We start from the raw sequence: 19259 nt of genomic DNA, 5'->3' as shown, positions 1-19259 counted from the left end.
GAGAGCCACATGCCCCGGATCACGACACCGAGCGAAGGCACGGCCACCGAGCGACTGGAATGCTGGCGGGACGCTGTGAGCCAGAATCTCGTGCCCCTGGAGGTCCGACCGCGCGAGAGCGCCGACTTCAGCGCGTCACTGCACGCAGTGAGGGTCGGCCAGGTACAGATGTCGGTCATCTCGGCCGCACCGCACAGCATTGCTCGTACCCGCCGGCACATCGCCTCCGACGCCCCCGACTTCCTCCAGCTCACTCTGCAGCTCACCGGGCGGGGCGTGCTCACCCAGCGGGACCGCCAGGCCCAGGTGGGGCCGGGTGAACTGGTCGTCTACGACACGCGCCGTCCCTTCACCTACGATCTCGACCAGTCGCACACCGGCCTCGTACTGATGTTCCCGCAGGCCATGTTGCAGCTGAGGGAACGTGATCTGGCGCGCGTGACGGCGACGCCGGTGCCCTGCCACGACGGCCTTGGCCAGGTGGTCCTGCCGCTCCTGCACGGGCTGGCGCGCCAGATGGAGCACGTGGAGGCCCGAGCCACGCCACGGCTCGCCGACAACGTCATCGACCTGGTCGGCACGCTGCTCGTGGAGCACGCCGACGCGGTTCGGACCACCGAGGCGGACGGCTCGGGCCGGCTCACCGAACGTGTCCTCGTCCACATGGAACAGCGGCTCGCCGACCCCGGGCTGAGCCCCGAGGGGATCGCGGCCGCCCACCGCATTTCCCGTCGCTACCTGTACAAGTTGCTGGCGGAACGGGGGCACACGGTCTCGGGGTGGATCCGGGAACAGCGACTCGCCCGGTGCCGCCGCGACCTCGCCGATCCGTCCCTGAACCACCTGCCGGTCGGCGCCATCGGAGGGCGCTGGGGTTTCGCGGACCCGGCCCACTTCAGTCACGCCTTCAAGGCGAAGTACGGCATGAGTCCCCGAGAGGCGCGCACCGACCGTCGATGACGTCGGCCGGTCCGCGACGCAGGAGTCGATGACGCCGGCTGGCGCCCAGGAGTGGGCCCCGACGGCTGCCGACGGGCCCTCAGGCCGACTTGTAGCTGAAGAACCCCTGTCCCGACTTACGTCCCAGCAGACCCGATTCGACCATGCGGCGCAGCAACGGGGGAGGGGCGTACAGCGGCTCCCGGTACTCCTCGTACAGCGCCTCGCCTATGGCCGCCACCGTGTCCAGACCTATGAGGTCGGCGAGGCGCAGCGGCCCCATGGGGTGAGCGCAGCCGGCGGTCATCCCCGTGTCGATGTCCTCGGCCTTCGCCGTGCCGGAGCCGACCATCCGCACCGCTGCCAACAGGTAGGGAATCAACAGGGAGTTCACCACGAACCCCGCACGGTCCTGCGCGACGATCGTCCGCTTGCCCAGGGTCTCGCCGGCGAAGGCACGCACCCGCTCTTCCGTGGCCTTCGAGGTGTGGAGCGTCGGGATGATCTCGACCAGCGGCATGACGGGGACCGGGTTGAAGAAGTGCAGCCCGACCACCGCCTCCGGTCGACCGGCCGCGGCGGCGAGCCGGGCGATCGGGATCGAGGAGGTGTTGCTCGCCAGCACGGTGGCGGGGTCGGTGACCACCTCGCCCAACCGCCGGAACAGCTCCGTCTTGGCCTGCTCGTCCTCGACGGCGGCCTCGATGACCAGGTCCGTTCCGTCAAGCCGGGAGAGATCGCCGGTGACCGAGATGCAGGCCAGAGCATGGGCTCGGTCCTCGGGCTCGATGGCACCGTGCCTCTCCGCTGTGAGCAGGGAGTCCGCCACGCCCGCCAGACCGGCACGGGCCCTGTCCTCGGTCACATCGCACAGCGTGACGTGCAGTCCGGCCCGGGCGCACACCTCGGTGATGCCCCGGCCCATCTGGCCCGCGCCGACGACGCCCACGTGCTTGATCGCTGTCATGCGTCCTGCCTGCCCTCCGTCGGGCGGCGGTCGACCGACGCCGCCACGTGTGTGGTGTCGTGTCGAGCGTAGGCCGGGTGCACCCCCTCTGACCTGCCCGGACGGTACGACATCCGCGCACAAACATGCGTCGTCGGTTCACCGTTTCCTCGACCGCCGGGCGGACAGCGCGTCACGGACCCCCGCACGCCGTCTCACAGTGCCTCCGAGGCGCGCCGGGTGCGCGCAGACATGCCGACGAGGCGTCTGGCTCGTGCCGGACGCCTGCTGTGGAGGTGGAGCGGTGCTTCAGACAGTCGCCGTAGCGGCGGCGGCCTCCCGCAGCCGGCGGATGACGCCGCGCACCGCGGGCGAGGTCTCGCCCTTGCGGTAGGCGCCGACCAGCCGGGTCGTCAGTGTCACGTCCGCCAGCGGACGGTACGTCACTCCGGGGATGCGCACGCGGCGCAGCGAGTCGGGGACCAGCGCCACCGCGAGGCCGCCGCCCACCAGCGTCAGCGCCGCGATGAAGTCCCGTACCGGTGGAGCGCACCGCGGTGTGAAGCCCCCGCGCTCCGCCACTTCGAGGATCTGGTCGCGGCAGCCGAACTCCTCGTCGAAGTACGGGGCCACGAACTGCTCGTCGCGCAGCCGTGCCGCCGGTACCGCCTCGTACTCCGCCAGCGGCGCTGTGGCCGGCACCGCCAGGACGACCTCCTCGGTGAGCAGACAGGTGGCCGTGACCTCGGGTGGGTACTCCGGCCTCCAGCGCAGGAAGCCGACGTCGATGTCCCCGCAGGCCAGCGCCTCCAGCTGGGCAGGCGTCTCCAACTCGCTCACCTGCACGGTCAGTTCGGTGCCGGCGGCGCTGCAGCGGGTGAGGACGTCGGTCAGCACCCCGGAGAACGCGGCCGAGGCGACGTACGCGATCTGGGCGTGCCCCAGCTCCCCGCGACCGGCGCGTCTGCCCACCGCCTCGGCCCGCGCGGCCTGGGCGAGAGTCAACCGTGCCTCTTCGAGGAACAGCGCCCCCGCACTGGTGAGCGCGGGGCGCGTGCGGCGCCCCCGGTCGACGAGCCGTACGCCGAGATGTGACTCCAGTGCCCGGATCTGGGCGCTGAGCGCCGACGGAGCGAGATGCAGACGGTCCGAGGCCCGGGCGAAGTGCAGTTCCTCCGCGACGACGACGAACGATTCCAACCAGCGCAGTTCCATCGGCTTCTCCGTTCCGCTGGAACACCCCGCGGCGGCGTCAGGGCAGAACAGGACCGCCACGGGGTGGATAGGGGGACCCGCGGGTCAGGGGATCACGACGTAGTTGCTGAATCCGCCGTCGAGGTCCGTGGCGCGTCCGGAGATCGCTTCGTTGACCTCGGACAACGGGAACGGCTTGGTGATCAGATAGGACAGGTCCAGGGCTCCCGTCGCCACCATGTCGGCCACTTCCTGGCCCTGCGCGGTGGTGAACCAGTTGGAGCCGATCAGTTGGACCTGCTCGTCCATGAGCCACTTCACGTCCACGGGCAGCCGGTCGGCCACGCCTCCGACGTTGACCACCCTGCCGCCGCGCCGGACGCCCTGCATGGAGTCGAGCATCGTCTCCACCGGGGCCTTGGCACCGAGCGCGCTGATGACGAAGTCCGCCCCCTCGCCACCGGTGCGGGACTTCGCCCAGGCGCCGGTGGAGCCCTCACCGAGCCGCATGACCTCGATCCTGTCCGGGGCCAACTCCTTGACCCGCTTGAGGAGTTCCTCGTTGCGCCCAGTGCCGAGGACCCTGGAGACACCCGAGGCCAGCGCGAGGAGGGTGGAGGCGACACCGAGGGTGCCGGTGATGCCGTCGATCAACGCGACCTGACCGGGGCCGGCCGCCGCGTGGCGGAGCGCTCCGTAGGAGGTGCCGATGTAGCCGAGCTTGCCGGCCTGCTCGAACGACATGGTGTCGGGGATGTTGACGATCGCGTGCTGCGGCGCGGTCATGTACTCCGCGAAGCCGCCGTAGGGGTAGAGGTCGAAGATCCGCTGGCCGTCGCGCGAGGTGCTGAAGTAGCCGTTCAGGGTGAAGTAGCGGCATCGGCTGAGTTCGCCGCCGCGGCACACCTGACAGCTTCCGCAGGACCGCAGCGGGCTCACATAGACGCGGTCGCCCGGTCTGGTGTTGAGGACGGCCTCCCCGACCGCCTCGACGACACCCGCGGGGTCGAGACCGAAGATCGCGGGGAGCTTGGGGAGCGGCTGGTGCGGGTACCAGGTGGGCCAGTTGTTGATCACATTGGCCATGTTCGGCACGATCCCGCACGCCTTGACCCGCACCAGCACGTCGGTCGGCCGCGGGGTGGGCACGTCGATCGTGTCCACGGACATCGGCTCACCGAGCGCGTGCAATCGTGCAGCGAGCATTTTCGCCATTGAAATACTCCTCGGAACTGCTCCGCCCCGGGCGGCCGGGGGCAGAGACATCAAGAATTCCCTACGACTTCGGGAAAGGGTTGGGATAGTTGTCCTCGAGGTCGATGCCCAGCAGTCCCATGATGCGGACGCCGGAGTTGTACCAGGCGATGGACAACGACAGTTCGACCATCTGCCGGTCCGACAGGTGCTCGGCGGCCGCACGCCACGTCTCCTCCGAGACGTCGACCCGCAGCGTGGACTCCTCGGCGAGGCGCATGACCGCCTTCTCCGTGGCGTCGAACAGGTCGGACGACTCGAAGTCGGCCACCGCCGCGAGCTGTTCCGCGCTGAGCCCGGCCTTGAGCCCGTGCGACTGGTGGTGCGCGACCTCGTACGCCGAGCGGGTCGCGTGGCCCACGGTCAGGATGGCCAGTTCACGCAGGCGGGGGCTGAGGTCGGCGGCCCGCAGCGCGTTGGCGTAGGTCAAGAAGGCGTCCAACTGGGTCGGCGCGTTGGTCAGAGCCAGGAAGATGTTCGCTGTCGGGACCTTGCGTTCGGTCTCCAGCCGGTCGTACAGCGGCTTCTGCGACTCGTCGGCGTCCTCGCGGCGCAGATAGGGGACGCGGGCCATGGTGTCTCCTCGGGGGTTGAACGGATCAGTGGGTGGACCGGGACTGTTCGAGCAGGAACCGTTCCAGCGACATGGGCTTCGGCGGTTCGGCCGGCGGAATCTGCTTGACCTCCGCGAAGGGCGACGCCTCGAAGTACCACTTCTCCAGCGCCGGCAGCCCCCAGCGGGCGTTGGTGCTCAGCGATCCCGCGTCCCAGCGCACCGGCTCGATCTCGGTGTCGATCGTCTGGTAGTGACTGTTGAAGACCTCCACCCGGTGCCCGTCGGGGTCACGGAGGTAGGCGAAGAGCATCCCGCCCGGACCGTGCCGACCGGGGCCGCGCTCCACGCCCTCGCCGTAGCCCTGGATCCCCGCGAAGTCGCAGGCGGTGAAGATGTCGTGGCTCTCGGAGACGGTGTACGCGAAATGGTGCAGGGCGGGGCCGGAGTTCTCGACGATCGCCAGGTCCAGGCAGGTGCCCTTGCGGTACATGAACGCGCCCAGCAGTTTGTCGCCGTGTGCCAGGTACTCGGAGTTGCGGAAGCCGAGTTCACCGTAGAACGCGCACAGTTCGTATGTGTCCGGCGCGAAGGTCTGGTAGTGGTCGAGCCGCTGCGCGTGCGCGCCCTTGTGGAGCTGGAAGTCGATGTGCAGCCTCGGCCGGGTCTCCATGTGTGCGCAGAGTTCGAGCGGCGTGCCGATGGGGTCGCTGACGTGCAGGGTGCGGCCCTGGTAAGGGGCGTCGACCCACTCGGCGGGCAGCCCCCGCTCACGGAACCAGCCGTACGCGATGTCGAGGTCCTCGTCGAAGAAGACCCGGAAACCGATCCTCCTGCACGAGCCCGCACCCGCGCCCGCCCCCTCGCCCTCATCGGCCTGCTCCAGTACGAGGCTGTGGTGGCAGGCCTCCGACAGGCCGCGGAGGTAGCAGGTGCGCTCGTCCTCGTCGCTGACGACGAGTCCCAGCACGTTCACGTAGAAGTTCCGGCTCTCGGCCAGATCGGCGACGGTGAGCCGGACATGGCTGGAGCGGGTGATGTTGAAACTCGGGCGCAGATTGACGGGTGGCAGCATGCTGGTCTCCGTGCTCGGATCGGCTCTGTATGGTCGCTGGCTTGATTTCAGTGTCGCGCGGCCGGTTTTCGGCTCTGCGGCGACGGCCCGGATCTACGGTTCGGCCGTCAGGGCATCGGATCCGGCGAAGGTGAATGAGGACCACCCGCTGAATTCCGCGGATGCGCCGAGGGACTCCTCGATGCGCAGGACCTCGTTCCACTTGGCCATGCGCTCGGAGCGGGTGAACGAGCCCACCTTCAGCTGGCCGGCGTCCCAGCCGACGCTGAGATGGGCGATGGTGATGTCCTCGGTCTCGCCGGAACGCGCCGAGACGATCGTGCCGAAGCCCGCTTCCTTTCCGGCACGCAGGGCCTCGAACGCCTCGGTGATCGTCCCGGCCTGGTTCGGTTTGACGAGGACGGCGTTCACCGAGCCGTTGCAGGCCGCGGCCTCCACACGCTTGGCGTTCGTGACCAGGTAGTCGTCGCCGATCACCTGGCAGCGTCGTCCATGGCGCCGAGTGAATTCGAGCATGCCGTCGTGGTCGTCCTCGCCCACCGGGTCCTCGACGGACAGGATCGGATACTGCTCGATCCAGTCGCCCAGCATGTCGATCAGGGCTTCGGTGTCGAGGGTACGGTCGTCCAGAGCAAGCGTGTACCGCCCGCCGCTGCCGAACTGCGACGCCGCGACGTCCAGTGAGATGCCCACCTCGGTGGAGGGGGTGAAGCCCGCGGTCTCGATGGCGCGGGTCAGTGTCTCCAGCGCCTCCTCGTTGGAGTCGAAGGCGGGCCAGAAGCCGCCCTCGTCGGCCACGCCCTGGGCCTTTCCGGCCGCGCGCATCAGACTTCCGGCGGCCCGGTAGATCTCCGCGGTCCAGTCCAGGGCATCCGAGAAACTGCCTGCGGCCGGGCACATCACCATGAAGTCCTGGACGTCGACCCGGCGGTCCGCGTGGGCGCCGCCGCCGAAGATCTGGATCTCGGGCAGGGGGATGCGGACCGGGCGATCGCCCGCCAGGTGCCTCCACAGCGGTACGCCCGCCGACGCGGCGGCGGCGTGCAGGACGGCCATGGACGTGGCCACGATCGCGTTGCCGCCGAGACGGCTGCGGTCGCTGGTTCCGTCGAGATCCACCAGGAGCCGGTCGACCGTCTCCTGGTCGACCGCGTCATGGCCGGTGAGCGCGGGTGCGATCTCGTCGTTCACCGAGCCCACCGCGCCCTGGACGTCGAGCCCGCCGAAGCGGCTGCCGCCGTCGCGCAGGTCGAGAGCCTCGCCCTGGCCCGTCGAGGCACCAGCCGGTGCGATGGCCCGCCCGATCGCGCCGTCCGCGAGGTGGACCTCCACCTCGACGGTCGGCCGACCGCGCGAATCCCACACTCTGCGGCCCTGGAGCTTGGCGATCCGCGCATCTGACATGCGGTGCAACCTTTCGGAGTTTGGAGTTCGGACGACCGAACGACCGTCGGGGAGTCCGTGCCTGTCGTCGGGGGCGGGACAGTCGGTGTCTGTTGTCGGAGGAGGGGCGTCCGCACGACGGGGAGGCACGGCGGCGCCGAGAGCGCGCGAAGGCTCGTACATCTCCCCGTCGATATGTGCTAACGATAGCGCAATCGTGCGAACTGCCGACGACAATGTCAAGAGGCTGGCTGCTCATCGTTCCCCTCGGGCCACCGTGCGACCTAGATCTCACGGTCCGGCCGACTGTTGATGCTATCGTTCGCACAATCCCGCTCCGACAAGGACTCCGGCGGGCCCGCGCCACCTGGATGGACGGACAGCACAGGCAGGGGCGGGCCCGCCGGACCGGGGCGTGGCGAAAGGAGAGCGAGCCCGCTATGGCAGCCGAAACCTCTGTGACGCCGATGACCCTCACCACTGTGGTGGCCAGTACTCGCCCCGGGCGTGTGGGAAGGTCCGTCGCGGACTGGTTCACCACCCGGGCCGCGGAGTACGACCGGTTCGAGTCACACACCGTCGACCTGCGGGAACTTGCTCTCCCGTTCTTCGACGAGCCGCATCCGCCCGCGCTGCGGAGGTACACGCAGGGCCACACCCGGGAGTGGAGCCGGATCGTCGAGGCGTCGGACGCGTTCGTCTTCGTCACCCCCGAGTACAACGGCGGCTTTCCCGCCCCGCTGAAGAACGCGTGGGACTACCTGGTGGTGGAGTGGCAGCACAAGCCGGCCGCGTTCGTCAGCTACGGAGGCGTCTCGGCCGGCACCCGGGCGGTGCAGATGGGCAAGCAGGTCGTGGCGAACCTCAGGATGCTGCCGATCGGCCCGACCGTGAGCATTCCGTTCGTCAACGAGCTCGTCGAGGAAGGAGCGTTCCGGCCCGGGAAGATCCACGAGACCGCGGCCGAGCAGGTGCTCGACGAGCTCGTGCGTACCGCCGACGTCATGCGCCGGCTGCGCGGCGGAACGTACTGACCGACCGGCGGATTCGACTGGGGCGGGCGAAAGGCGCCCGGAGCGGTGGGCTCCGGGCGCCTTCGTGTGCCGGTGGGGCTGACGCGGCTCAGCGGGACTTCGGCGAAACCTTCGTGCGAGGGGGTGCCGTGCTGCCGCGCAGGATCAGCGATCCGGGGGAGACCGATGTGTACGGGCCGTCGTTGTCCGGAGTGGTCTTGAGGCGACGCATCAGCCACAGCGCGCAGCCGGTGGCCATCTCCTGAATCGGCAGACCGATCGTGGTGAGCCCGGGCCCCCACCAGGAGAACCCCGGCTCGTCGCCGAACCCGATCACGGACAGGTCCCTAGGCACCTTCGTGCCCTGCGCGGACAGTTCCTCCAGCACCCCCCGGGTGAGCTGGATCGATCCCAGCATCAGTGCGGTAGGGGCGTCAGGGCCCTTCAGCAGCCGGCGCACCGTCCGCCGGCCGTGCTCCACGGACGAGGGCGGGCCCAGCTCCGCACGCCCCGCGTCGTCCGGCAGGCCGCCCTCGCGCAGCGCGCTGCGAAAGCCGCTCAGACGCTCCGCGCCCGTGGGCAGTTCCTCGGGGCCGCCCATGTACGCGATCCGCGTGTGCCCCTCGGCGACCAGGTGGCTCGTGGCCCGACGTAGCGCCTCGTGGTCGTCCACGCCGAACCACTGGGAGCCGAGCGACGGGTGGCGACGCAGCAGTTGCAGATGCGGCACCGTGCGCAGGAGCTTGACGGAGTCGCCGTGCGGGCGGGCGGTGGGCACGATGATGACCCCTGCCACACGGGTCGCGGACAGCTCCCGCAGATGGCGCAGCTCCACCATCCGGTCGTCGTCGGTCTCCGCGAGCATCAGCTGGAAGCCCTCGGCCTCCATGTTCTTGGACAGCTCGTGCGCGATGGTCGAGTAGAAACTGTTACGGATGTCCGGGATCACCAGTGCGACCACGTTGCTGGACGCCCCGCGCATCATCCGTGCCGCGCGGTTGCCGACGTACCCCATCTCGGAGGCGGCCTGGCGGACCTTGAACTTGGTCTCCTCGCTGATGCGGGAATCGTCGGCGAGGGCGCGACCGACCGTGGAGACGGAGACACCTAGGCGTTCCGCGATGTCTTTGGTCGTGACCATCTGAGGGCCCCCTAGAGCTGACTGATCCCGTCCGTCACTTTCCGTGTGCCAACGATAGCGCACGGGTCGCGCTCTGTGGTCGGGGAAGGAGGCTACGGGTCTGATCAATGGTGCGTGCTAACGTTAGCATCGCTGGAGGGATCGTGCAGCCGTCTGCGGCTGCCTGGCTACGGAGGTGTCCGTGCGGATCATCAGGTATGCCGCCGAGGGTGTGCGTCATTACGGAGAACTACTTCCCGGGGACGCCGGTATCGCGAGATGCGAGGGGGACCCGTTCACCGAACTGTCCCCCACCGGGCACGTCGACGACATCGGCGACGTCGACGTTCTCGCGCCGCTGGAACAGCCCCGGATCTTCGGGTTCGCCTACAACTACGCCTCACACATCGACGAGACCGATCGTGAGGTCCCGGAAGTGCCCGTGTGCTTCATGAAGCCCAGTGCGGCGGTCATCGGGCCGGGCGACGCCATCGTCTATCCGGCGGACGGCGAACTGATTCATTTCGAAGGCGAGTTGGTCGTCGTCATCGGGAAAAGGGCCCGCCATGTGAAGCCCTCGGAGGCGCATGAGTACATCCTCGGATACACGTGCGGAAATGACGTCAGCGACCGCGTCGTCCAGCGCAGGGAAAGCGCGTTCGGCGCGCTCCTCATCGGAAAGGGGCAGGACACTTTCGCACCCCTCGGACCGGTCATCGAGACCGAACTCGACCCCTCGGCGCTGAGGCTCACGACCCGGGTGAACGGAGCCGTCACGCAGTCGGCGAGCACGGCCGACCTGCTGCTCGCCGTCCCCGACCTCGTCAGTTACCTCAGCCGCTATCTCACGCTGCTGCCCGGTGACGCGATCATGACAGGTACGCCCTCCGGCGTCGGTCCGATCCGTCCCGGGGACGAGGTCGAGGTGGAGATCGAGGGCATCGGCGTCCTGCGCAACCCTGTCGTGGCCGAGAGCCTCTGACGCGGACACCCGCCGGGCGACCACGCACGGGGCCTGCCTACCGCTGGGCGGTGGGCAGGCCCCGTGGCATGTCCGCGTTGTGCCAGAGTCCCCCCGCCGGTGACACGCCACGGTGTTGCCCCGGGCCGAAGCCCGGGGCAACACCGTGGCGGAAGAGCGGTGGGCCGGTTCGCTACCGGGCCGCGTTGTTGAACTCCCCGGTGCGGACGAAGGCCAGGGCGATGACGCCCAGCAGCGGCAGCACCGTGACCTGCAGCAGTCCGGCCTGGGTCCAGCCGAAGGAGTCCACCAGGGCGGCGAAGAGCAGCCCCGAGAAGGCCGCCGGCCCGTAGTAGCCGGTGACGAAGAGGCCGGAGGCGCGTCCGATCTGGCCGGGGCGGACGGCCCGCTGCATCGCGCTGTTGGTGTTGGGATAGATGAAGCCCAGCCCGAAGGCGCCCATGAGGAAGGCGAACAGGCACTGCGGGCCCACCGCGGCCTGCGTCGTGTAGATGCACACGCTGACGGCGGAGACGCCCAGCAGGCCGACCATCAGCAGGTTGCGCTGGTTGAAGCGGTCGCCGAGCCAGCCGCCGAACACCGCCGTCATGCCGCCGAAGCCGAGGAAGCTCATGGCCAGTGCGGCCTGCGTCGGGGCGTAGTGCAGCGAGGTGATGAGGAAGGTCGGGTACAGACCGAGGAACCCGTAGATGGCCACACCGCTGATGACCGCGTGGACGGCCAGGGCGACGGTGTTGCGGTTGTAGGGGGACGTCGGCATGTACTCGTAGGTCCCGGTCGAGGCGACCTTCTCGACGGAGGTCTCGGTCAGGCCGCTCTTCACCAGGAACAGGGAGACGGCGGCGATCAGCAGTCCGGCGGCACCGAACAGGTAGAACGGCGAGTGCCAGGTGCCGTGCATGCTCATCAGCTCGACACCGATCAGCGGCGCGATGAACACACCGATCGAGTAGCCCACGCCGATCACGCCGAAGGCCAGGCCGCGCCGCTGGGCGAAGAAGGCGCCGATCGCCGCGAAGATGGCGGCGGACTGCATGCCCTCACCGAAACCCGAGACGACCCGGTACACCGTCATGTCGGCGAAACCGGTCGCCAGCGGCGTGGCCATCGTGCCCAGCGAGTAGATCACGATGCTGACCAGCAGCACGGTCTTGCGGCGGAAACGATCCAGGAGATAGCCGGCGGGAAGGCCGGCGAGGGCCATGCCGAGCGTGAAGTTCGTCGCCAGCAGCCCGCCCTGCTCCAGGGAGAACCCGTACTCCTCGCGGATGTTGGGCAGCAAGGGAGGGAAGACCTGGCGGTCCATCGCGTTGACCATGTAGGACAGGACGATCAGCAGGAATCCCAGGCCGATCATGGGGCGGGAAAGGGCGCGCCGGTCGCTCTCCTGGGTTTCGGCGGACACCGCGGTGGTGTCGACTTGCGCTGTGTGAGTCATAGCGGCTCCTGAAGGGGAATGGGCCACGGCGAGCCGCGGCGGATGCATCACCGGTACGGGGCCGTACGGGCGATGAGAGAAGCGGCGAGTTGAACACGGAGAAGCGGCGAACAGAACACGGACAAGCGGCGAGCAGAACGCGGACCGGCGTCGACGGCGGCTCTGTGCCGTCGACCGGCGGAATAGAGGGGGCGACGGCGGGCTCCTGCGCGGTCGGACACCGCATGCGGAAATGCAGCCGTGTATCGCCCGTCGGGGACGTCCGTGGCTATGGCGTCTTCGACAGCCGGACTTCGTGCTGACGCATCTCGGTCGCACGGTCGGCGCTGGCAGAAACCATGAAGGGAAGTACCGGGCTCGTCAAGACGCGCACACCGGTTTTCTTCGTCGCCCCTTCGGTTTCTCCGTGGCGGCGTGGTTCCTCCGCCTCGAAATGGGCCTGCTGCCCGATCGTGGCGATCAGGTGTACGGCGCACTCTTGACGTGGCGAAGACTCTCAGTGCTATCGTTAGCATCGCGTGGCTGTGACAAAGTGAACCGACATGTCCTGGGATCCCGTGATCCGTGCCAGGGACGTACCGCGGCACCTGCCCGACCACAAGTCGGCGGGCGCCGACGAGACCAGCGCCCCCTCCGAGCCACCTCCAGGCGACCGACGGCCCATCGGACATGCCGTCGACCGCCCTCCCGGGTGGCGATCAACCCGCTCACCGGACGCGACCGGGCGCAGCCCGACCGTCCGCTGCGGCCGTACGACTCTGCGAGGACGACCTGCCATGAACCGACCTAGCCGCCCAGGCACCGTGCTGCTCACCGACTACGCCTGGCCCGACGACGCCGTCGAGCGATCCGTCATCGAGAAGGCGGGCCACACCTTGGTGACCGGCCCCGCCGAGCCCGCCTCCGCCGAGGCCATCGAGAAGTTGGTGGCCGAGCACCATCCCGCCGGCATCCTGACGTGCTGGGCACCCGTCTCCGCCACCGCGATCGGCGCCTCGCCGGACCTGCGGATCGTGGCCAGGCTGGGAGTCGGCCTCGACAACATCGCCGTGGAAGCGGCCACCGACCGGGGCGTCTGGGTCACCAACGTGCCCGACTACTGCGTCGAGGAGGTCGCGGACCACGCCGTCGGCATGGTGCTGGCCTGGACCCGGGGTCTGGCCGTGTTCGACCGGGACGTCCGCGCGGGCCGCTGGAACCCCGCCAGTGCCCGGCTGCGCCGACTGTCGACGCTGACCTGCGGCGTCGTCGGTTACGGGCGCATCGGACGCGCCACCGCCGGCCGGCTCGGCGCGTTCGGCTGCCGGATCCTGGCCCACGATCCGTACCCGCCGAAGGACGCCCCGGGCGTCGAGATGGTGGGTTTGGAGGAGCTGCTGCGCCGCAGCGACGTGGTGATCCTCCATGTGCCGCTCACCCCGGACACGCACCACATCATCGGAGCCGAGCAACTGGCGCTGATGCAAAGGGGCGGCCTGCTCGTCAACGTCAGCCGGGGCGGCCTGGTGGACACCGACGCGGTGATCAAGGCTCTCGACAGCGGGCACCTCGACGGGGCCGCCTTCGACGTCCTGGAGAGTGAGCCGCACGTCCCCGACGGACTGCTGGCCCAGCCGGGTGCGCTGCTGACCCCGCATGTGGCTTTCTCCTCCGACGCCTCGGTCACGGAGCTGCGCCGCAGAGCCGCCGAGGAGGTCGTACGGATCCTGGAGGGTGAGACGCCGAACCACGCGTGCAACAGCCCCCGGGACCTGCCCGCCGGTCCGGGTGACGCGCGATGACCTCGGCCTCCACGCAGAAGGGCCCGGAACCGGTGCCGGACACCTCACTCACCGACTTCCTCCTCACCCACCGGCTCACCGCGCCCGGCGAGGCCGCACGCTGGACGCCGCTGGCCGGCGGCGTCTCGTCCGACCTGTGGCGGGTGGACCTGCCGGGACGCTCCCTGTGCGTCAAGAGAGCCCTGGCCCAGCTCAGGGTCGCCGCCGACTGGCAGGCACCGGTCTCGCGCAACGCCTACGAATGGGCGTGGATGCGGTTCGCCTCCCGGCACCGGCCGCACAACGTGCCGGAGCTACTGGCGCACGATGCCGAAGCCGGACTCTTCGCGATGGCGTTTCTGCCCCCCGAGCGGTACCCGGTGTGGAAGGCACAGCTGTTCGGCGGCCAGGTGGAGGTGGCGACCGCCGCGGCTGTCGGTGAACTGCTCGGGACCCTGCACGCGGCGAGCGCCGGCGATGCCGCCCTCGCCGAGGAGTTCGCCACCGACGACAACTTCGACGCGCTGCGCATCGAGCCGTACCTGATGGCCACCGCGGCGGCGCACCCCGCTCTGAGCGACCTCCTCTGGGGCCTCGCCCACCGCACGGCCACGACCCACCTGGCCCTGGTGCACGGCGACGTCAGCCCCAAGAACATCCTCGTCGGCCCGGCCGGCCCCGTGCTCCTGGACGCCGAGTGCGCCTGGTACGGAGACCCCGCCTTCGACCTGGCCTTCTGCGTCAACCACCTGCTCCTCAAGAGCCTGGTGGTACCCACACACCGAGCCGATCTCCTCGACTCAGCCCGGGCGCTCGTCGACGAGTACCTCCGATGCGTCGTCTGGGAACCCCGGCCGGCTCTGGAGGCGCGGGTCGCGTCACTGCTGCCGGCGCTGCTGCTCGCACGAGTGGACGGCAAGTCCCCGGCGGAGTACCTCACGGACGACCGGCACCGGGAGTTCGTACGGACGCTCGCGGCGGTCCTGCTGCGGTCGTCGGCCCCGACGGTGGCGGACGTCCTGGACACTTGGGCGGCCGCGTTCGAGACCTCGGCCGAGCCTGGCATCGGCCGGACCGACTGACCGAATCGAGGTCGTCGGCATCCGCGAGCCGGACGGGCCAGACGGGCCAGACGGATCAGACGGATCAGACGGATCAGACGGGCCCGATGGACTGGCGGACCCGACGGTCTCGGCGGACTAAGCAAACCGCGAACTAGGCAGACCCGGTGAACCAGGCAGACCCGGCGGACCCTGACCAAGGAGATACATATGCGGAGAGTCGTCACCGGCCATGACGAGAACGGCAGGTCGGTCGTCGTCAGCGACGGCCCCGTCCCGCGCAGCCGGGAGTTCACCAGCCTGCCGGGCTGGGTGTCCCGACTGCCGTGGGCCACCGAGCCCGGCGAGCCCGTCAGCCGGGCGGGGGAGGACCCCACGCCGAAGGTCACCAGCTTCCTCCCGGCGCCCGGCGGCACGCGGTTCATCGTCCTGACCTTCCCTCCGGACAGCGCGATGGCCACCCCGTCGTTCGACCCTGTCGCCTACGGCAAGGAAGCCCTGGCCGACTCACCCGGCCTCGCGGAGCTCTTCGAGCCCGACGGCATGCACAGGACGCCGACCGTCGACTACGGCATCGTTCTGCAGGGCGACATCGTCCTCGAACTCGACGACGGCCACTGCACTCCCCTCTCGGCAGGGGACCTCGTGATCCAGAACGGCACCCGCCACGCCTGGCGCAACCGCAGTGATCAACCGGTCACCGTGGCTTTCGTCCTGGTCGGCGCGGAGCGCGACGGATGACAGCGGCAACGCGGTCCTCGGCCCGGTGCCGACCCGGCACGTGGATCCTGCTGCTCTTTCGCGTGTCCTACCAGTACGTGGCCGGTCCCGTGACGACCCAGCCGGCGTCGGTGGGCCTGACCCAGAAGCCCAGTGCCACCTCGATCACCTGCGCGCGGTAGGTGATCTCGACGTGGACATGGCTGCCGGTGTGGCCCCAGCGGAAGTCCGCGAGATTCAGCTCGCCGAGCCAGGACAGATCCTGCTCCCACTCGTCGGCAGCAGGGCTGCTGCTCGCCTCGTCCTCAGCGGTGCCTGCTTCGACGGACGCGGTCCACAGTGACTTGAGTACATGACGGACCGGGTGGTGATCGATGAGCTGTTCGGCCTCGGGGATTCTCCCGGCTCGGAGCAGGCCGAAGTAGCGGCGAACGACAGCTTCGACGTCCTCCTGGGCAGGGTGCTCCGTCCAGATCCTCACCGCGAGATCATACGAGGTCGGTGACTGCCTCAGTCTGGGTTGAAGGGGTGGCCGATCAGGACGCGGGCGGCGTCCTCGTCGGCCAGCTCACCCGTGAACACCGAGGAGGGGATCGCCGACGAGGAGCTGAGCAGCAGCGCGTGCGCGGGAGCCTCACGAACGATGACGGCGAACAAGTCCTTCTTGAACTCGACGCGTTCGGGCCCGTTCTCCTGGACGATGTCCGCGTCCCGGGCCGCCTCGGTCACGGGCCGACAGGTGCACCCGGTCGGCGAGACCGCGCACGTGCAGGCCACGGGCGGCCAGCTGCGGGGCGTACCGCGCCAGGTCGTCGGCGACGGCGTCGGCGAGGTCCTGGCGCGGGTCGCTGACCCGCATGGTCAGACCGTGTGCGGCGAACAGGACCATCCAGGACAGTCCGATGGTTCCGGCGCCGATGACGGCGGTCGTCCGGAAGGCGGGGAGCGGAAGGCGGGGGCGCGCCGGCGCAGTGTTCCATTCCAGCGCTGTCCATGCGCGGTTGCTGGAGCGATTGGCTGCTCGCGGGGCAGCAGTGGCCATATTGAGGTGCGTTGGTGCCTGCGACTTGTGCAGACTCCGCGCATGGCTCCTGATACCGCCGTCTTGCTTCACAGGAGGGCTCTGCGACATGTCGCGGCTTCGTCGAGGGGGAGGCCCCTGCCACCGGACCTGAGGGTGACTATGCACTTTCACCCTGACCGAGTCGCGGGGACCCGGCCTATCCTGATCCAGATGGCTGACGACGGTGTCTACAGGTCACAGTTCGTCACAGGAACGAGTAACGGCGGGCTGACCGCTCATCCGGGTGGAGACCGATGGCGCTGGGAGAGTCGTATCTTCGCCGGCGCGTATGACGAGGCCGCACCTGACCAGCGCCCTGTCTACGGCGCGTTGAATCACCGCCGCGATCCGATCGGCGGTGCCCCGCGGTTCGGCTCCTCGTACTTCAGGCTCACGCCTGAGGCTCTCACGCGCGCCACGTTCTGTTATCCGGACAGCTCCACTGAGCCGTCTGCCTTCGGAGTCGCCGATCGATGCTCACTTCTCGAGCTTGCCGAGGCAGCGGACATGGATTTCCTGGACGGCCATATCGAAGCACAGATCCACGGGCCGGTCAGGTTCGACTGTGACGTAGAAGCGCTGGTGCTGGATCCGAGCTATCGCGGTACAGCGGTCGAACATGCGGCAGAACGTCTGCCGTGCCCAGTCGAATGGCATCCCGGTTTCCGGCTCAGCGTGGCTGAACTGCGTCACCACCCGCACTATCGCGGTCAGGCGTATGTGGATCTGGGAGCCAAGATCGCTAGGGGTGGCCGGCTCACTCCCAGGGATATCGGAGATGCTGCCAACACAGGTCGATACCCTCTCCAGGATCTCAAGAAAGTCTGGCACTGCCTGGCCCGGTTCGGAAAGCTCAGCGGCTGTTGACATGCAGGGCTGCGTCCGACACGTCGGTGCCAGGGTCCGAGACCCGGCGGGATCGTCGGGTTTGGCAGGTGGCGAGGTAGTCGGACCTACTGTCGCCGGCGCCGGGCCCAGCGGTGGGCGGTGACTGGACTGATGCCGACGAGGTCCGAGATTTCGATGCGGGGCAGGCCGGCGAGTGCTTGCGCCGTTGCCGTTGCCGTCGGAGTCCACGTTGGTCACCAGGTGTCGTGTAACGCCGGATCGTGCCGGCGACGTCCCGACACCCGGCCGAAGGGATCGGCCGTGGACCATGGTGCTGCGGGGCGACAAGCACCGTCTCCCAGGCCCAGGCGGCAATGCCCACGCGGTTGCCGACCCCCAGCTTCGCCTGGATGTTGGCGAGATGGCGTCTTGGCGGTGCCAGGCGCTATGCAGAGCTCGGAGGCGATCTGAGAGTTGGAACAGCCGCGAGCGACAAGGCTGGTGTTGTGCTCCAGCGCCATCCTGCCCCGCAGTCGGCGTTCACTGTCCACAGGAGAAGGACTCGACCGTTTCGGCATGGATGAGCAGCACACCAACTCGGTGTCGGCCACGCTCCGGCGCAAGGCAGATCATCCCTTTCTGAACCAGCCTTCGATCGCAGCCCAAGCCCAAGCCCGAGCCCAGACCCACGAGGGCCGTGGTCATGGCAGGGGAGGGCGATGACGCAACCTGGCGTCGCGAGCCGACGCATACCAGCACGTGGTGCGTAGCGCGCGGCCTGCGGCACCCGCTCCGGCAGTCAGGTCGTTGGGGCTCGACCGCTCGGCCGCTCGACCGCTCGACCGCTCGACCGCTCGACCGCTCGACCGCTCGACCGCTCGACCGCTCGACCGCTCGACCGCTCGACCGGCCACCTGCGTACCCGTCACCCCGCCGAACTCGTCTCCCACGGCCACTTGGAGTCCCTGCCGGCTTCGATGAGAGGGATCAGCCGGAACGCGGCGTCGCTCAGGCCGCCGAAGGTGTGGTGGTGCGGGCCGGACGGCGCGTGGGCCGGGGTGTAACCGGCCAGGTTCCAGGTGTACACGGGGATGCGGAGGGGGACCGTCTGCAGCGGGTTGGACCACTGACTGGGACCGGTCTGTTCGTCGGTCACCATGACCACCCGGTCGTGGCTGTCGTAGTGCCGCCTTAGCGCGAGGGCCGTATTGGTGCCCCCGAGGTCATGGAAGCGGTCCAGGACGCGCAGTACGGGCTCACCCGGGGCGAGTTCGACGCGACGGCTGTCCGAACCGAACTCCACCAGGTCGGCCCGCGCGGCCCGCTGCGCCAACGCCGTACCGAAGATGGCCGCCGAATCCGCCCGGTTGAGCTGGGTGTGCTCGCTGGGCCGGTCGAACATCGAGCCCGACCGGTCCACCAGGATCAGCGTGCGGCCGGGCAGTTCGGGGACGTTGGCCAGGGAGTGTCCGAGGGCTGTCTCCAGAGCGTTCTCCCAGCGGCGTGAGGGCGCGTTGCGATGAGCGGCGAGGTAGCGGAACGGGAACTGCCGCGAGCGGCGTACCTCGTCCGGGCAGGAGATCCGCGCGGCGACCTCGGCCGCGACCCGGTCGCTCACGCCGGCCTGGTCGAGGTTGCGCAGATTGCGTACGAGGGCCATCGCCCCCATCGAGGGGACCAGCGCCTCCCACACCGCCGCGTCGAGCGGCCCCTGTAGCCAGCCCGCCACCGACTCCCAGGTCATCCCTGCCGCGTTCAGCCGCTCATTGCCGCCCGGTGCGGTGACCAGGGCACGCCGTTCCTCGACCGGTACGGCCATCAGCTCCCGGTGTGCGGCGAGCAGCGTCGCGCCGGACGGGGGAAGCGCACGGTCGGGGTGGTGGCGGCGGTCGATCGCGTACTTGAACAGGTCACCCTGCCAAGGACGTCG

The 19259-nt window shown here is 69.2% G+C and carries 19 protein-coding genes; 7 read left to right on the top strand and 12 right to left on the bottom strand.

Annotation, left to right across the window (positions count from 1 at the left end):
* Positions 1-9 precede the first annotated feature (9 nt).
* Positions 10-960, top strand: coding sequence for a helix-turn-helix domain-containing protein (locus P1P70_RS01385; RefSeq protein ID WP_319233845.1), 951 nt, complete (start codon positions 10-12; stop codon positions 958-960).
* 79 nt (positions 961-1039) lie between these two features.
* On the opposite strand, the gene P1P70_RS01380 is transcribed toward P1P70_RS01385, so the two are convergent.
* The 6 genes from P1P70_RS01380 to eno form a co-directional block, all read right to left on the bottom strand.
* Positions 1040-1906 (bottom strand): 3-hydroxybutyryl-CoA dehydrogenase, encoded by an 867-nt coding sequence (locus P1P70_RS01380; RefSeq protein ID WP_319233844.1) that lies wholly within the window; start codon positions 1904-1906, stop codon positions 1040-1042.
* 288 nt (positions 1907-2194) lie between these two features.
* Positions 2195-3100 carry a LysR substrate-binding domain-containing protein gene (locus tag P1P70_RS01375; RefSeq protein ID WP_319233843.1) on the bottom strand — a complete coding sequence of 302 codons (906 nt, stop codon included), beginning with the start codon at positions 3098-3100 and terminating at the stop codon, positions 2195-2197.
* A gap of 84 nt (positions 3101-3184) precedes the next feature.
* Entirely contained in the window at positions 3185-4285 is a 1101-nt protein-coding gene (locus tag P1P70_RS01370; protein ID WP_319233841.1) for an alcohol dehydrogenase catalytic domain-containing protein, read from the bottom strand.
* A 70-nt stretch (positions 4286-4355) separates the two neighbouring features.
* Positions 4356-4907: a carboxymuconolactone decarboxylase family protein gene (locus tag P1P70_RS01365; RefSeq protein WP_319233839.1), complete on the bottom strand. Its 552-nt coding sequence runs from the start codon at positions 4905-4907 to the stop codon at positions 4356-4358.
* Positions 4908-4932: 25 nt separating this feature from the next.
* A complete protein-coding gene (locus tag P1P70_RS01360) occupies positions 4933-5961 on the bottom strand; it encodes a VOC family protein (protein ID WP_319233837.1) in 1029 nt (342 codons plus the stop codon).
* 93 nt (positions 5962-6054) lie between these two features.
* Complete coding sequence (gene eno, locus P1P70_RS01355) at positions 6055-7365, bottom strand: phosphopyruvate hydratase (protein WP_319233836.1); 1311 nt, start codon at positions 7363-7365, stop codon at positions 6055-6057.
* A 419-nt stretch (positions 7366-7784) separates the two neighbouring features.
* Here eno and P1P70_RS01350 point away from each other — a divergent pair, with 419 nt between their 5' ends.
* Positions 7785-8378 carry an NAD(P)H-dependent oxidoreductase gene (locus P1P70_RS01350; RefSeq protein WP_319233835.1) on the top strand — a complete coding sequence of 198 codons (594 nt, stop codon included), beginning with the start codon at positions 7785-7787 and terminating at the stop codon, positions 8376-8378.
* Between the two features lie 88 nt (positions 8379-8466).
* On the opposite strand, the gene P1P70_RS01345 is transcribed toward P1P70_RS01350, so the two are convergent.
* Positions 8467-9498: a LacI family DNA-binding transcriptional regulator gene (locus P1P70_RS01345; RefSeq protein ID WP_319233833.1), complete on the bottom strand. Its 1032-nt coding sequence runs from the start codon at positions 9496-9498 to the stop codon at positions 8467-8469.
* A 181-nt stretch (positions 9499-9679) separates the two neighbouring features.
* On the opposite strand from P1P70_RS01345, the gene P1P70_RS01340 reads away from it, so the two are divergent.
* Positions 9680-10459, top strand: coding sequence for a fumarylacetoacetate hydrolase family protein (locus P1P70_RS01340; RefSeq protein WP_319233832.1), 780 nt, complete (start codon positions 9680-9682; stop codon positions 10457-10459).
* Between the two features lie 172 nt (positions 10460-10631).
* On the opposite strand, the gene P1P70_RS01335 is transcribed toward P1P70_RS01340, so the two are convergent.
* Positions 10632-11897, bottom strand: coding sequence for an MFS transporter (locus P1P70_RS01335; RefSeq protein ID WP_319233830.1), 1266 nt, complete (start codon positions 11895-11897; stop codon positions 10632-10634).
* Positions 11898-12673: 776 nt separating this feature from the next.
* On the opposite strand from P1P70_RS01335, the gene P1P70_RS01330 reads away from it, so the two are divergent.
* The 3 genes from P1P70_RS01330 (at position 12674) to P1P70_RS01320 (ending at position 15459) form a co-directional block, all read left to right on the top strand.
* On the top strand, positions 12674-13678 hold the full coding sequence (locus P1P70_RS01330; RefSeq protein ID WP_319233828.1) for a C-terminal binding protein: 1005 nt from the start codon (positions 12674-12676) through the stop codon (positions 13676-13678).
* Positions 13675-14739, top strand: coding sequence for an aminoglycoside phosphotransferase family protein (locus P1P70_RS01325; protein WP_319233826.1), 1065 nt, complete (start codon positions 13675-13677; stop codon positions 14737-14739). Before P1P70_RS01330 ends, P1P70_RS01325 begins: the two co-directional genes overlap by 4 nt.
* A gap of 189 nt (positions 14740-14928) precedes the next feature.
* A complete protein-coding gene (locus tag P1P70_RS01320; protein ID WP_319233825.1) occupies positions 14929-15459 on the top strand; it encodes a cupin domain-containing protein in 531 nt (176 codons plus the stop codon).
* A 67-nt stretch (positions 15460-15526) separates the two neighbouring features.
* Here the strand turns inward: P1P70_RS01320 and P1P70_RS01315 are convergent, their stop codons facing one another.
* Genes P1P70_RS01315 through P1P70_RS01305 form a run of 3 tightly spaced genes read right to left on the bottom strand, consistent with a single transcriptional unit; the run spans position 15527 to position 16327 of the window.
* Positions 15527-15919 (bottom strand): hypothetical protein, encoded by a 393-nt coding sequence (locus P1P70_RS01315; protein ID WP_319233823.1) that lies wholly within the window; start codon positions 15917-15919, stop codon positions 15527-15529.
* 29 nt (positions 15920-15948) lie between these two features.
* The gene (locus P1P70_RS01310; protein WP_319233821.1) at positions 15949-16167 is read right to left on the bottom strand and encodes a 3-hydroxyacyl-CoA dehydrogenase NAD-binding domain-containing protein; all 219 of its coding nucleotides are present in this window, start codon (positions 16165-16167) and stop codon (positions 15949-15951) included.
* Positions 16073-16327, bottom strand: a complete 255-nt coding sequence (locus tag P1P70_RS01305; protein ID WP_319233925.1) for a hypothetical protein — start codon at positions 16325-16327, stop codon at positions 16073-16075. Before P1P70_RS01305 ends, P1P70_RS01310 begins: the two co-directional genes overlap by 95 nt.
* A 195-nt stretch (positions 16328-16522) precedes the next feature.
* Here P1P70_RS01305 and P1P70_RS01300 point away from each other — a divergent pair, with 195 nt between their 5' ends.
* On the top strand, positions 16523-17368 hold the full coding sequence (locus P1P70_RS01300) for a DUF3626 domain-containing protein (RefSeq protein ID WP_319233819.1): 846 nt from the start codon (positions 16523-16525) through the stop codon (positions 17366-17368).
* A gap of 886 nt (positions 17369-18254) precedes the next feature.
* Here P1P70_RS01300 and P1P70_RS01295 read toward each other — a convergent pair.
* Positions 18255-19259, bottom strand: a 1005-nt coding sequence (locus tag P1P70_RS01295) for a TROVE domain-containing protein (protein WP_319233817.1), incomplete at its 5' end; no start/stop codon positions are given.

Source organism: Streptomyces sp. MB09-02B (genome assembly GCF_033794485.1).
Classification (GTDB): Bacteria; Actinomycetota; Actinomycetes; order Streptomycetales; family Streptomycetaceae; genus Streptomyces.
This window is presented reverse-complemented; position numbering and strand designations above follow the sequence as displayed.